This is a genomic window from Pseudobythopirellula maris (assembly GCF_007859945.1).
GTDB classification, from domain to species: Bacteria; Planctomycetota; Planctomycetia; order Pirellulales; family Lacipirellulaceae; genus Pseudobythopirellula; species Pseudobythopirellula maris.
Genome location: NZ_SJPQ01000001.1, coordinates 839905 through 853043 on the forward strand (window position 1 = coordinate 839905; position 13139 = coordinate 853043).

Sequence of the window (13139 nt, forward strand, 5' to 3'; positions counted from 1 at the left end):
CGTCGACAAGGGAACGTTAATAGTGCGAAAGGACCCGGCCGTTGACCGGATTGTTCGGCACCGCGGCGAGCACCGGCAAGCCTAGCGCCTGCTCGGTGTCCGCTTCGCCACGCAGCTTGTGGTTGAGTTGCTCGAGGCCGAGCACCGTGGCGGCCGTGCCGGCGATCGCCAGCACGATCGACGCCAGGCCGACGAGCGCCTTCGACGGGCTCACCGGCTTCTCGTTCAGCGTGGGCGGCTGGGCGATGCTGACGCTCGAGATCTCTTGCTCCTCGAGCGCCTGGTCGATCCGCGCCTGCTCCAGGTTGTCCGCGTAGCGGAAGAACTTGGTCCGCAGCAGCGACTCGTCGCGCTGCAGCCGGTCGATCCGCACGTCGTCTTGGTTGAGCTTTTTGATGCTCTCGAGCAGCGATTGTTTCTGCTGGGCGAGCATCGTTAGTTGGGCGTCGAGGCCGGCGGCCTTGCTGGTGAGCTCCCGCCGGCTGAGCGTCAGCTGGCGGTGGACCGGGTTGATATCGTCGACCGTCTCTTCACGAACCGTCTCCTGCCCCTGCACCACGCTCTCGGCCTGCTCGACTTGCTGCGAGATGGCGACCACCAGCGGGTGCGTCTCGCTGTAGCGGGCCATCAGGTCCATCTTGCGCATCTGCAAGCCGTACAACTGGTCGCGCAGCAGGTCGGCGCCGTCGTTGGGGATTTGCCGCTTCGAGGCGATCTCGCGCTCCGGCAGGTCGGCCAGCTGGCGGTCGAGCTCCTCGATCGAAGCCGCCGCGCTGGAGCGATCCTGCTCGGCCACGTAAACGGCCACCTCGACGCGTTGCAACTGGCTCTCGAGGCTGGCGCGGCGGGCCTCGATCGAGGCGACGCCGATCTCGTTCTTCGCCCGCTGCACCGCGTTGCGAGCGTGGTCCAGTTCGTCGGCGAGTGTCGCCTCTTGCTCGGTGAAGAACGCCAGCGTGCTCTCGTTGCGGTGGATCCTCAGGTGATCTCGTTGGTACACGTCGATCACCGTGTCGAGGATCTCTTGCGCCCCACGCGGCGTGTCGGTCTCGTACTGCAGCACGAGCATCGCCGAGTGGCGCTCGGCGTCGACCATCAGGCTCTCTTCGAGACGCATGATCGCCTCCTCACGCCGGCCGACCGGGTCGATGCTCTTGATGGCGCCGATGGCGGCCCCAATGGTCGCCGCCATGAAGTCTTGGAACGCCTTGGCGGCGGCATTAGGCTCGGGCCCCCCCTGCCCCGCGGGGCCGCCGCGCAAGACGTAGTCCGGCCCCAGCTCGTCGACCACTTTGCCGATCAGCCCGCGGCTGGTGATCAGGTCGATCGCCGAGGTGATCTCCGAGTCGCGCCCTTGCTGCATCAGGTTGATCATCCGCTGGCCGGTGGCCGTGGGGTCGATCCCCACACTCTCGCGGCCGACCTTCAAAAACAGCTTGGCCTCGGACTGGTACGTGCGGGGGAAGCAGAACACGACCAGGGCCCCCATGCCGAGCAGCAGCAGCGGGATCACGACCACCTTGATCTTGTGGCGGAAGACCGTTTCCCAAAAGTCGATCGTCTTCACGGCGGTTGGCGAGGTTCGAGGGAAGAGTGGGGAGGCGGGGCGGGCGTCGCCGCGGCGGGGAGGGCTTAAACCTCCATATTAACTATGGTCAACCGATATTTCGCGCCTTTATGGGGCCGAATCTGCCGTCGCAGGACTCTCGGCTAGCGCTAATCGATACCTTCGCAACATCGGCTCCGCCTTCTCCTCCCACCCCAGGGTGAACGAACGCTCGCGGGCCCCCTCGGAGAGTCGGGCCAGCAGATCGGGGTCGCCAGCCAGGCGAGTCAACGCCGCGGCGAACCCCTCGATCGAGTCTTCGGGCCCCGTCGCGGCGATCGGCATCGCGCAGTCGGGCGTCATCAGGTCGGCGGCGCCTTGGTGATCGAGCCCCACGATCGGGGCCCCCGCAGCCAACGCCTCGAGCAGTCCCGTGCCAGACGTGTCTCGCACGCTGGTAAAGGCGAACACGTCGGCCCAGCGGTAATGGGGCAAGGTCTCGCGGTAGGTCGGCCAGCCGAGCCATTCGATCCGATCCGCCACGCCAAGCCGCTCGGCTTGGGCCAACCAGGCCGAAGTGCGATCGCCCACGCCGAGCACCCGCACACGGTAGTCGACCGACTCGGGCAGCCGCGCTAGCGCCTTCAGCAGCAGCGGCAACGCCTTCCAGCTGCGGTGCCGTCCCGCCCACAAAATCCGCAGCGGCTGCCCTTCGGGACGCGGCGGACGGGGGCCGAGCGGCTCGTAATCGAGGGCCGTCTCGAGTTCGACCTCCGACTCGATGCCGCCGCACCGCTTCAGATCGCTCTGCACACGCCGGGTGGCCGAGAGCACGACCGAAGCCTTGCGGGCCGCTCCGCGGACGTGGGGGCAATAACGCATCTGGTAGGCGTTCACAGCGCGTCGCCACAACTCGGTCCACGCCCCCGCCAAGCCCAACTCGGGCAGATAGGCCAGCGGCGGGCCTTGGGTGCCGCCCACCGGTCCCCAGATAAAGGGCGCCGGCAACCGCCAGCAGTCGCCCGGCTGCCGGTAGCCGGTAAAGTTCACTTGGTGAACCAAGTCGAACGGCCGCCGCTGGTGCACGCCCATCGCCCGGCGATACACGCGACGGTGCCAAAGGTCGTAGCCCGCGTAATAGGTCGCCGCCGAACGGCAGAGCAGCCGCGAAACACGCGAGTGCTCGACCGGCAAGAAATCGATCCGCCCCTCGGCGCCCTGCTCACGGGCGGCCTGACGCAGCGCGCTGGCCGGCGAGCCGTCGCCGTACATCACCGTCACGTCGTACTCCCGCGCCGCGTGCAGCGCGCGGCGCCAGCCGATACGCGACTCCATGTGCGTATCGGGATGGCAGGCGAACGACACCAAGAGCAGGCGTCGGCGCGGGCGCGTTCGGGGGGCGACGGGCGGGGTCGCCTCTATGGTCGAGGCGGCGATCAAATTGAGGAAAAGGTGAGGAGGGATGAAGGAGGGAGTTTGGCCGGGGTTCGACGGCGCGGCGCAGGATCAGCGCGGCCCCTTTGCGAAAACAACCGCCGGGGCGGTCTGAGCGATCAGCTTCAGGTCGGTCAGCGGCGAGCGCTCCTGCACGTATTGAAGGTCCATCCGGACCCATTCGTCAAAAGTCACCAAGTTGCGGCCACGCACCTGCCAGGTGCAGGTGATGCCCGGCGTCACGAGCAGCCGGCGCCGCTGCCAAGGCTCGCAGCCTTGCGACTCGTCGACCGGCAGCGGCCGCGGCCCCACCAGCGACATGTCGCCACGCAGCACGTTCCATAGCTGCGGGAGCTCGTCGATGCTTGTCTTGCGGAGGATATTGCCCAGCGGCGTAACGCGTGGGTCACTGTTCATCTTGAATGCCGGGCCGTCCTGCACGCTGTGCTCGCGGAGCCCGTCCTTCAGGGCGTCGGCGCCGACCTGCATCGTGCGTAGCTTGTAGATCTTGAACCGCTTGCCGCCGAGCCCCTCGCGCTCCTGCGCGTAGATCGCCGGTCCGGGTGAGGTGATGCGCACCGCCGCCGCGGCGGCCAAGATCACCGGCCCCGCCACCACCAAGCCGAGCGACGCGCCGGCTAAATCGGCGGCCCGCTTCCACCACGGCGTGCGGCGAGCGAACACCCGGTCGTAGCTCGCAGCGCCCGACCGCGCGGCGGGCGTGGGGCCGGTCACTCGATTGGCGCCGCTGCCCGCCCCCACACCGGTCTCGTTGGGAGTCGAGGACCGCGGCTTGTCGGGATAAACATGCACCTCACAGTTGGGGCGCGCCTCGCCCACCGGGTACGACTCGCAAATGTCCGAGGCGACTTTCCAGGCGCCCTCCTCGGGGGTGTCGGGCAGCAACACCGCCACCCGACCGTCGCTGAGCATCCCCGCCGTGTCGGTCAGTCGCAGCCGATCGCGGAGCAAGCCCGCCAGGAAACCAAGGTCCTGGGCGTTGTTCGCACCGGGCGGCAGCTCGATAGCGAGCATCGACACCACCGACCCGTTACGATCCACCCGCATCCGCTCAGCCGTGGCGGCGATCTCAAAACGATCAAGAGCGACGAGAGCGCTCCCCGCAACGCCTTGGCGCAGACGGAACGCCGGGATGCGGGTGAGCCACACAGGGAGATTCATAGCGTGTCGTCTCGCCAAAGAACGGGCGAGCTAGTCGGAGGCGGGGGCTTCGAGGCCGCACGAAGCATGCCACGATTTTAATCACGCCCTCAGGAAGACGCCAACGAAAAGAAACGATTGTGCCCCCCCTGCCCCCCTTGGCCGGGTAGGTGAAACTCGCCAGCCCGATCGTCGAAAACCGCTATTACCAAAGGCTTTCTAACGCAATTACGGTATGCTGCCCCACCCACTCCCCCCCCCAGTTGCGGTAGCCATTATCCCTAGAGTCACGGCGTAGCGCATAATTACAGTACAGCAGCGGCGGCGATTCTCCTGTGACGCACGATGGGGAATCGAGTGAAATAAGCATTGTCGTTGCGTAACGCGTACTCACTTCTCGCTGCTTCGCTCCTCCGAACTCGCACCTTCGACTTGGCCCACACCCCATGGCGTTTCTGAACGAAGGCGCCGCTGCCCACAACGCCCGAAAGCCGGCCAACCCCGCCGGCCAAGCGGCCGAGCTGTCGGCCGCGCCGATGGCCCTCGTCGACCGGGGGCCCACCGGCTTCGAGATCGATTGGCTGAACCCCGCCCTCGCTGAGCTGGCAAAGAGCAACTGCTTGAGCAACGCCGCGCTGGTCGAGCGGATGCTCACCGCCGCCCAAAAGCCCGGACAGCGGCTGCGGTTGGACGATGCCGAGTGGCGAGTGGGTGTCCGTCGTGCGGGGGAGCGCCGGGGCGAAGTCGAACGGCTGTTCGTCGAGGCGTTTCTCGTGGTCGCCGGCGATCCGATCGACACTTGCCGAGCGTCGCTCGACGCGGTCGACCCAACGACCGGCCTAGCGACCCGCGCCTGGTTCGACGCCGAACTCCCCCACCGTTTCGACCGCCGCGGCAACCGCCCGTTCGCCTTGCTGTTTATCGACGCCGACGATTTCAAGAGCGTCAACGACACGCTCGGCCACGTGGCCGGCGACCGCTACCTGCGGATCATCGCCGACCGCATCGCCGACTCGGTGCGTGACGGCGACACGGTCGCCCGCTTCGGGGGCGACGAATTCGTGGTGCTGCTCGACTCGATCGCCACACGCGAAGCGGCGGCCGTCACGGTCGAGCGCATCGGCCACGCGGTCGCTCAGCCGATCGACGGCGAGGGTGACAACGACGGGCGATCCTTCGGCGTGAGCGTGGGCGTGGCCCTCTCCAACGAGGGGCACGCCACGGCCGAGGCGATGCTCACCGCGGCCGACCGCGACATGTACTCCCGCAAAGGCGCCAGCTAGCACAGCCATCGTCGCCGGAACCGACGTTGTCTAAACCGCGGGTATTGGCTAGCTTACCCATCGCCCCGCACGCCTAGGACCCGCCCTAGGCCGGCAGCCACGCCGCGCTGTTTCTCGCTGCCGAGGCGCCATGGGGCCGTAGAGTCTGACCCAACAAGGAAGTTTAGGGGGACACGAGACCCATGAGGATTCACCGCATCGCGCTGGGCGAGGGAACGCATCACCACGGCGCCGAGCCGCAAGGGCGCGGCGTCGAGCTGCAAGGCCTAGCCGCCGGGCTGAACGTGCTCCACAGCGGCTCGGCCGCTACGCGGGGCGAGCTCGCCCGGCTCGCGCCGCAGCTCGTGTTCGGCCGCACCGCCAGCGACGACCGCCCGCGGTCGACACGCAACGGCTCGATCGACATCGAAACCGCCGGCGGGCCCTTTCGGCTCAAGCGTCGCGCGGAGCGCGAGTTCGACCGGCTCACGGTCGCCAGCCTCGGCGGCGAGGCGCCGCCGCAAAACCTCAAGGAGCTTTGGCTCGAGGGCTGCAGCCCCGCGGTGCTCGAAACGGTCTACTGCCCTGCCCCGACCGACTCGGCGCATTGGACCACCCGCCTGCTGTCGCCGGCGGTCGCCTCGGCGCTCCGCGATCTGCAAACGCGCTGGCCGCGCGGCCGCCGCGGCGCCTCGCACAGCGCCGAACCGGCCGCCCTGCGGCAAGAGCTGATCCTCCGCCGCGACGCGCTGGCGGCCGACCTCGAGAAGCAGCTCGGCCTGCGTCGCCTTCAGAGCGACGACCTCGAAACCCAGCTCACCAGCATCTCGGAGCAACGCGACTCGCTCCGCGGCGACATGGAGGAGCTGCGCCGCGAGCTCGACGCGCTCAGCGCCCGCCTGGGCGAGATCGACGCGGCCGACCGGGCCGAAGAGGTCAGCCGCATCGCCGGCGAAGAGACCGACCGACTGGCGGCGAGCGAGTGGGCCCCCCGCCTGCGCGACCTCGACGAGCAGATCGACCACTGGCGCGCCACCCTGGCCGAGATCGAGCTGCGCGAGGCGCGCGTGCAGGCCGAGCGGGCCCAGGCCCGCCCCGACGACGAATCGCCGCTGCTGGGTGTCGCCGACCAACGCGCCTGCGTGGCGGTCTCGACCCGCTTGCTGCGCGACCTGGAGAGCGAAGTCGCCCGCCTCGCCCGGCCCGCCGACTCGCCGGCGTGCGTTTGCGGCGACGCCCACCCGCGGCTCAACCCGCTGGTCGAGACGCTCGGCTCTCAGCTCGAGCGGCTCGCTCAATTAGTCGAAAGCCAAGACCGCGCCCTGCGGTCTCAGGAACTCAAAGCCGAAGGCGAGCAGCTCGCCCGCTCGAAGGAGGAGATGCGTCAGCAGCTCGACCGGCTGCTCGAACGCCGCCAAACGCTCGGCCGCACCACCCGCGGCCGCCAGGAGATGATCGAGCTCGCCCCCGCCGACCCGGCCGCCCGCGACTCGCTGGTGCGCCGCCGCACGGAGCTGATCGACCGCCTCGACGCGGCCGAGAGCCGCCTGGCGGGTCTCGAAGCGACCCACGAGCGCCTCGTTCGCGACCGCTCCGAGCTGCTCTCCCACGCCGAGGTCGAGTCGCTGCAACGCGAGCTCCGCTCGGTCCAAGAGCGGCTCGACCGCGGCGTGTGGCGCGAAGAGTCCGAGACCGACCACGCCGCCGACGGCTGGCGGGCCTCGGACCTGATCGCCCGGCTCTCCGACGGCGAGCTGACCACGCTCAAGCTGATCGACGGCGGCCGCTCGATCGTCGTGATCGACCGCCACGGCCGCCGGCTCGACGCGGGCCGCTGGGGCGCCACGACCGAACTGCTCGTCGCCTGGAGCTTGTCGCTCGCCCTGGCCGACGCCTTCGCCGCCCGCGGCGTGGCCACGCCGCTCGTGGCCGAGGAGCCGTTCGCCGGGCTCGACGACCGCCACGCCGCCAACCTCGCCACGCTGCTCGACGACTACGGCCGCCGCGGCCGCCAGGCGCTGGTCACCACCGACCGCGCGGCGGCGCTCGACCGCTTCCGCTGGCTCGGGACCAAGCGGTTCGACCTGTCGGCCCGCCCCGCCGCCGAGCCCGCGCCGCCGAAGCCCGCGCCGCGGCCAGCACCAACACAGCCCGTTTCGATCGTCAAGGAAACGCTCGTCGAAGAGCCCGACTTCCTGATGGGCGTCGACGACCCGATCGAGCGGTTCCCGGCCCCCATCGCCGACCGCGCCGAGGTCTTCGGCCGCGCCCGCGTCCGCACCGTCGGCGACTTGATCGGCGCCGACCCGAGCGCCGTGGCCGAGGAGATCGATCTCGACAGCATCCCGGCCGAGCTGGTCGCCCAGTGGCAGGAGCACCTGGCGCTCGTCTGCTTTGTCGTCGGGCTGCGGCTCGACGAGGCGGCGTTGCTCACCGAGTGCGGTGTGCGGAGCGTCGGCGAGCTGGCCGAGGCCGACACCGACTCCCTGCTCGAACGCGCCACGCGCTGGCTCGCCAGCGGCCGCGGCGAGCGGCTCCGCTCGCGCGGCTTCACTCTCAGCCGCGACCTGGTCGACGCCTGGATCGAGCGCGCCGACGCCGGCCGCTCCCGCTGGCGGTCGTCGGCGGCCCGCAAGGCGTGGCGCCGGCACCGCTCGGAACGGCGTGAGCGGATCGCCGAGAACTCCCGCCGTCGCCCCGACCACTCCGGCGACGCCCGCAGCGTCAGGTTCAGCACGGGCGGCTCGGGCGGCGGGTCGCGCAAACGGAGCAAGCGGCGCCGCGAGCCATCGGGGCCCGCCGCGCCGAAGTACTACCTCGAAACCACCAGCCCGGTGGTCGACGCCCCGTCGATCGGTCCCAAGACGGCCGAGATGCTGCAACGCGCCGGTGTGCGGACCGTCGCTGAGCTGCTCGAGGCCGACGCCGAGCGGCTGGCCGGCGAGATCGACTCGAAGCGGGTCGACGCCGCCACGGTCGTCGCCTGGCAGCACCAGGCGCACCTCGTCTGCTGCGTCCCCGAGCTCCGCGGCCACGACGCCCAGGTGCTCGTCGGCTGCGGCTTCACGACGGTCGACGGCATCGCCTCGATGAAGCCGGCCGAGCTGCTGGAGTTCGTCGAGCCGTTCTGCGAGACGAGCGAAGGCGAGCGGGCCCTGCGCGGCGCCCAGAAGCCCGACCTCGACGAGGTGACCGGCTGGATCCGCTCGGCCCGGCGCGGACGCGCGGTTGGGGCGGCGTAGGAGTTAGCTTTCAGCGGTCAGCCATGATAAAGCCGATCGCTGAGTGCTGATCGCTGACTGCTAAAAAACCTTCGCGCGGCCAATAGTTTTTCAGAAACTTGCCGCTGGTTTGCCGCTCAGAAAGTTGCTGCGTCGGTTGCTCACGATCGACGCCCGAAAAACGCAGCGTGGCGGCTTCGAAGGGGGCGGTTGGCCGGAAGAACGCAGCGGCGCGCCCACCCTGCGGCGCCCAATTGTATTGATAACCGATCGATCACCAAATTTCTGCAAAGCGTTTTGAGCCAAGCGCGCAGCAGCGATTTTTAGGCCAACGCGATTTTGTCGTAAGCCGTTGCCGGCAAAGTGGATAGCTGAGCGCAGCGAAGTCCGCCGAAGGGCCGCTAATCGCACCCAACTTTTCTTGGGCCAAGTTTTGACGCGTTTGCAACGGCATGGCGGGGGCATTCCGCCAAGCGGAAGCCCACGAGCGTGAGCGGTAACGATGGCTGGCGTATCTAGCGATGTCTTACCTTCTCCATCGCCCCCTGCTTCGATGTTTACGACCGACGCAGGTTGGCGTGGGCTCGGCATGCAGTCGGCTCATCGTTACTTGTCCGAGAGCCGGCATTGACGGCATACCGATCATCTTGGAAAACCACGTTGCCATCTGGTACCTCTAATTGCCCATTGGAAGACAGCGTTGCCTGCAAGCTCCCGAAGACCGGCTCGCGAAGAGATACTGAGGCGTGCGAGCTTCTCGCATTGCGGCGTTTACCGCTACTCGCTGCGTCGATACTGGGGGAATGGCGAAGTCCTCCTTGTGGTCGGGCTCAATCCGTCAACTGCTGATGCAACCAAAGATGACCCAACCGTTAGGCGTTGCGTTGGATTCGCGAAAAGCTGGGGGTTCGGAACGCTAATCATCGCCAATCTATTCGCGTACAGGGCCACAGACCCTACCGTTCTGGCTCAAGTAAGCGATCCCGTAGGGCCTTCCAACGACCGAACACTTAAACGCCTCGCGGCTCAGGCCGATTTCGTGCTGGCAGCGTGGGGAACGCGTGGCAAGCTCAGCGATCGAGAGCAACGCGTGCTCACCTATCTTCAAGAGCCGTACTGCCTCGGAACAACCAGCGACGGCCATCCCAGGCATCCTCTCTACGTACGTGCAGATCAGCAGCCGCAGCCCTACACCGCGGTTTAGTTCACCAAGATAGTTCCGATGCTTGACCTCCACGGCCCGATTGGTAAGATTTTCTTACCACCCGTAAGGAGCCGTGTCGATGGGAATCTCTGAAGTCAGTGACCGAGTTCGCAAGGTAATCACGGGGTACGTAACCGCGTCCTGCCAGAGTTGCCCGGAGCTGGTCCCCTCTACGAAGCTCGTTCGCGATACTGGTCTATCGAGCGATGACGGCGTAAACGTCGTGCTCGATCTCTGCATTGAGTTCAACGCGGAGATTCCCGAGGACTTCAACGCAACCGTGCACGATGACGGGCAACGCGATCGAACATTCGGTGAGTTGGTGGATCGCATCCATTCTATGGTCTGCGCTCAGGAGTAAGCCAAGATGTCTACGTCAGAGAAGCAAAGCACATCGGGAATTGGTGATCGGCTTAGGTGGGCTCGCGAACAATCTGGGCTCAGCCAAGGGCAGGTAGCAAAGCTCCTAGACATGCATCGCCCGACGGTCTCCCAGATTGAGGCGGGCTCACGTTCTCTCAAAGCAGAAGAAGTGTCGTGGTTCGCAGAACTCTACGACATTAGCAGTGCATGGCTGCTCCAAGGTGATGATGAATCGTCTAGCAGTGGCGATCCACGTATTCAGCTCGCGGCGAGGGAATTGAGCAAGCTGAGCCCAGAAGATCTCCAAACGCTGCTGAGGCTGGTCAAAGCATTGCGGTCAAACAAGGAGTGATGCCGTGGATCCCTGGCAGACAGCGAAAAATACTGCCTTGCGGAAGGCATTTGAGACGCGGAGACGTCTTGCCGTTTCGCGTGAAGATCCTGTCAACGTATTCGATGTTTGCGCCGCTATTGGGGTTGAGGTTCGCTTTCTGGATTGCCCGTCCCTCGAAGGTATGTATTGCCGAGAGCCGCGAACTGCCATTGTGCTGCCTTCCACCCGGCACCGTCCTCCAGGCCGTGTAGCCTTCACTTGTGCCCACGAGCTTGGGCATCACGAACTCGGACACGGGACAAGGGTAGACGAGTACTTGGCTGGGGGCACGACGGATCAGCGCAGAAGCCCCGAGGAAGTGGCAGCGGATGTCTTCGCCGCACATCTACTGATGCCTCGTCAAGCCATCCTGGCTGCCGCCAAAGCGTATCACCTCGACATCAAGAGCATAACGCCCGAGCAGACATTCCTGATCGCCGGCCTGTTCAGTGTGGGATATTCCGCGCTGCTGGGGCAGTTGACTTTCGGGTTGCAACTCCTGCCCAGGGGCAGATTCGACGGGCTGAAGCGGCATCAACCAAAGTCCATACGGTCTGTTCTCTATCCACCGTCGGCAAAGAGTGGACTCGTCGTGTTTCACGACGACTACCCGTCTGCTACGGTCGATATGGAAGTTGGCGACTTCGTGCTTGCACAGGAGGCGTTCGCCGATGAACCAGCCTTGCTGACCTCACACCCCCGCCACGATGAACAAACCGTGTGGGAAGCGGCCTGCGTGGGCCAAGAACGCCTCAAGCTCGCAAACGGCCGCGAAGTAGCTATTCGTGTCTCACGCCGCGGATATGTCGGAGCCTGGCGTTACCGCTTTCTGCCGGAGGAGGAATGATGCCAGGTGCACCTACGGTTGTGGAATGCTCAAACCTGAGCATCGCATGGGGTCACGCCCTTCTACAGGTGCTCCAGAAGCCAGCTGGAAAATGCAATCCCCTCGTCGTCAGCATCGCCGGTTTCCAAGGCGACCTCCCGCCAGAAGACAGTGCTATCCGCACTGCTACGGACGCAGCGCTGTCCACCGCGGGATGCAATTCGTGTGACGTATCTGCCATGGTCATATTTCCGTACAAGCTTTGGTTACGGCGGAAAGACCTGACAAGCAGCGAGTTCGGTGAGCTTTGCGTCGATCACCTCTATCCTAGATTGGCCGCTCTCAACCCGGCGAACCGCCACGGAACTTACTTTGCCCGGTTGATGGGATTCGATGCGGTGCGAAATGGCTCCGTCAATCGAATTGACCAAGTCTCTGAGGTAATCGATCGCTTGAGCGGTGACCGGCACTTTCGAGCTACCGGACTTCAGATGACTTGCTTCAATCCGGCAGCAGACCACTCGCGACAGACGCGCCTAGGCTTTCCCTGCCTGCAGCACGTTGGCGTCGACTATGAAGGAAAGGACAGCATCTCGATCACGGGATTTTATCCATCGCAATACATCTTTGATCGTGCTTACGGCAATTATCTCGGTCTTGCACACCTCGGTCACTTCATCGCGTATCACACCAAGCTCTCATTGCGCCGCGTAACATGCATTGCGACAAGGCCGCTTCTCGGCGCCGGCGTTTCCAAGTCTTCCCTCGGCCAACTGCGGAGCGTGGTTGAGAAACGAGTTACGGAGGAGATAAGCCATGACAAGTGATGTTCATGCTGCCGGCGACAACCTGACTCTGCGAGACTATCAGCTCCTTGCAGAAAAGACAGATCAGGTTCCTGAAGCGGGCGGTGGAGATACGACCTCGCTAATGGTTCCTCTCCTTGGGTTGGCCGGCGAAGCAGGCTCACTACTGAGTGAATTCAAGAAATGGATGCGGCAGGGTGATATCTATCGCCCTTTCACGGACCAGGTATCGGAGGAACTCGGAGACATCCTCTGGTATCTGTCGAACATCGCCTCCAAGATGAACCTCGACCTGGACGAGATCGCGCGAGAGAACCTTGCTAAGCTTGCCGATCGATGGGGCGAGGCCGAGAAGCCTCAACAGAGCCTCTTCTCAACCCATTACGACCAACAGTTCCCAGAAGACGAGCAACTCCCTCGAAACTTCCGTGCAGACTTTCGCATGGTTCAAGCGAGTGGACGGAAAAAGCTGTCGCTGACGATCAACGGCGAGTCGAGCGGAGATTATCTTACAGACAACGCGCACGCAGACGACGGCTACCGCTTCCACGATTGCTTCCACCTAGCCATGGCGGCATTGCTCGGATGGTCACCTTTGGTTCGGCACATTTGCAGAAGAAAGCGGAAATCGGTGCCGGACATTGACGAGGTCGAAGACGGCGCGCGGGCGCGCATTACCGAAGAAGCGATCTCTGTACTCGTCTACGAGTTCGCACGAGATTTCTCGATGTTCGACGGCGCAGAATCAGTCGAGTTCGATCTCTTGCGTACGATCAAGATGATGACGCGACCTTACGAAGTCCACGACAGAACACCGAAAGAATGGGAGTCGGTGATACTGAAGAGTTACGCAGTCTGGCGAGCATTGATCCGAAACGATGGGGGATGTGTGACGGCGAGCGCGGACGACGAGCTCTTTGAGTTCTCACCCATCGGCTGAGGT

General features: G+C 65.3%; 10 protein-coding genes. 7 read left to right on the forward strand and 3 right to left on the reverse strand.

Annotated elements, in window-relative coordinates; genetic code table 11:
- Nucleotides 1–16: 16 nt before the first annotated feature.
- The 3 genes from Mal64_RS03125 to Mal64_RS03135 form a co-directional block, all read right to left on the reverse strand.
- Nucleotides 17–1567, reverse strand: coding sequence for a GumC family protein (locus tag Mal64_RS03125; protein WP_146396913.1), 1551 nt, complete (start codon nt 1565–1567; stop codon nt 17–19).
- A 108-nt stretch (nt 1568–1675) separates the two neighbouring features.
- Nucleotides 1676–2881 (reverse strand): glycosyltransferase family 4 protein, encoded by a 1206-nt coding sequence (locus tag Mal64_RS03130; protein ID WP_146396916.1) that lies wholly within the window; start codon nt 2879–2881, stop codon nt 1676–1678.
- A 171-nt stretch (nt 2882–3052) separates the two neighbouring features.
- Nucleotides 3053–4162 carry a sugar transferase gene (locus tag Mal64_RS03135; RefSeq protein ID WP_146396919.1) on the reverse strand — a complete coding sequence of 370 codons (1110 nt, stop codon included), beginning with the start codon at nt 4160–4162 and terminating at the stop codon, nt 3053–3055.
- Between the two features lie 425 nt (nt 4163–4587).
- Between Mal64_RS03135 and Mal64_RS03140 the strand changes: the two genes are divergently transcribed.
- From Mal64_RS03140 to Mal64_RS03170, 7 genes are all read left to right on the forward strand, one after another.
- Nucleotides 4588–5424, forward strand: coding sequence for a GGDEF domain-containing protein (locus Mal64_RS03140; RefSeq protein ID WP_146396922.1), 837 nt, complete (start codon nt 4588–4590; stop codon nt 5422–5424).
- A gap of 182 nt (nt 5425–5606) precedes the next feature.
- Nucleotides 5607–8645 (forward strand): DUF4332 domain-containing protein, encoded by a 3039-nt coding sequence (locus Mal64_RS03145; RefSeq protein ID WP_146396925.1) that lies wholly within the window; start codon nt 5607–5609, stop codon nt 8643–8645.
- A gap of 679 nt (nt 8646–9324) precedes the next feature.
- Nucleotides 9325–9828, forward strand: a complete 504-nt coding sequence (locus Mal64_RS20370) for a DUF1643 domain-containing protein (protein ID WP_146396928.1) — start codon at nt 9325–9327, stop codon at nt 9826–9828.
- Between the two features lie 367 nt (nt 9829–10195).
- Nucleotides 10196–10543 carry a helix-turn-helix domain-containing protein gene (locus Mal64_RS03155; RefSeq protein ID WP_146396930.1) on the forward strand — a complete coding sequence of 116 codons (348 nt, stop codon included), beginning with the start codon at nt 10196–10198 and terminating at the stop codon, nt 10541–10543.
- 4 nt (nt 10544–10547) lie between these two features.
- On the forward strand, nt 10548–11411 hold the full coding sequence (locus tag Mal64_RS03160; RefSeq protein WP_146396933.1) for an ImmA/IrrE family metallo-endopeptidase: 864 nt from the start codon (nt 10548–10550) through the stop codon (nt 11409–11411).
- Nucleotides 11411–12217, forward strand: coding sequence for a hypothetical protein (locus Mal64_RS03165; protein WP_146396936.1), 807 nt, complete (start codon nt 11411–11413; stop codon nt 12215–12217). Before Mal64_RS03160 ends, Mal64_RS03165 begins: the two co-directional genes overlap by 1 nt.
- Nucleotides 12207–13136 carry a nucleoside triphosphate pyrophosphohydrolase family protein gene (locus tag Mal64_RS03170; protein WP_197525393.1) on the forward strand — a complete coding sequence of 310 codons (930 nt, stop codon included), beginning with the start codon at nt 12207–12209 and terminating at the stop codon, nt 13134–13136. Before Mal64_RS03165 ends, Mal64_RS03170 begins: the two co-directional genes overlap by 11 nt.
- Nucleotides 13137–13139: the final 3 nt, after the last annotated feature.

Coding starts and splice junctions, on each gene's coding strand:
- Mal64_RS03130 (WP_146396916.1), bottom strand. CDS start 2,881: ATGGAGTCGCGTATCGGCTGGCGCCGCGCGCTGCACGCGGCGCGGGAG.
- Mal64_RS03135 (WP_146396919.1), bottom strand. CDS start 4,162: ATGAATCTCCCTGTGTGGCTCACCCGCATCCCGGCGTTCCGTCTGCGC.
- Mal64_RS03140 (WP_146396922.1), top strand. CDS start 4,588: ATGGCGTTTCTGAACGAAGGCGCCGCTGCCCACAACGCCCGAAAGCCG.
- Mal64_RS03145 (WP_146396925.1), top strand. CDS start 5,607: ATGAGGATTCACCGCATCGCGCTGGGCGAGGGAACGCATCACCACGGC.
- Mal64_RS03155 (WP_146396930.1), top strand. CDS start 10,196: ATGTCTACGTCAGAGAAGCAAAGCACATCGGGAATTGGTGATCGGCTT.
- Mal64_RS03165 (WP_146396936.1), top strand. CDS start 11,411: ATGCCAGGTGCACCTACGGTTGTGGAATGCTCAAACCTGAGCATCGCA.
- Mal64_RS03170 (WP_197525393.1), top strand. CDS start 12,207: ATGACAAGTGATGTTCATGCTGCCGGCGACAACCTGACTCTGCGAGAC.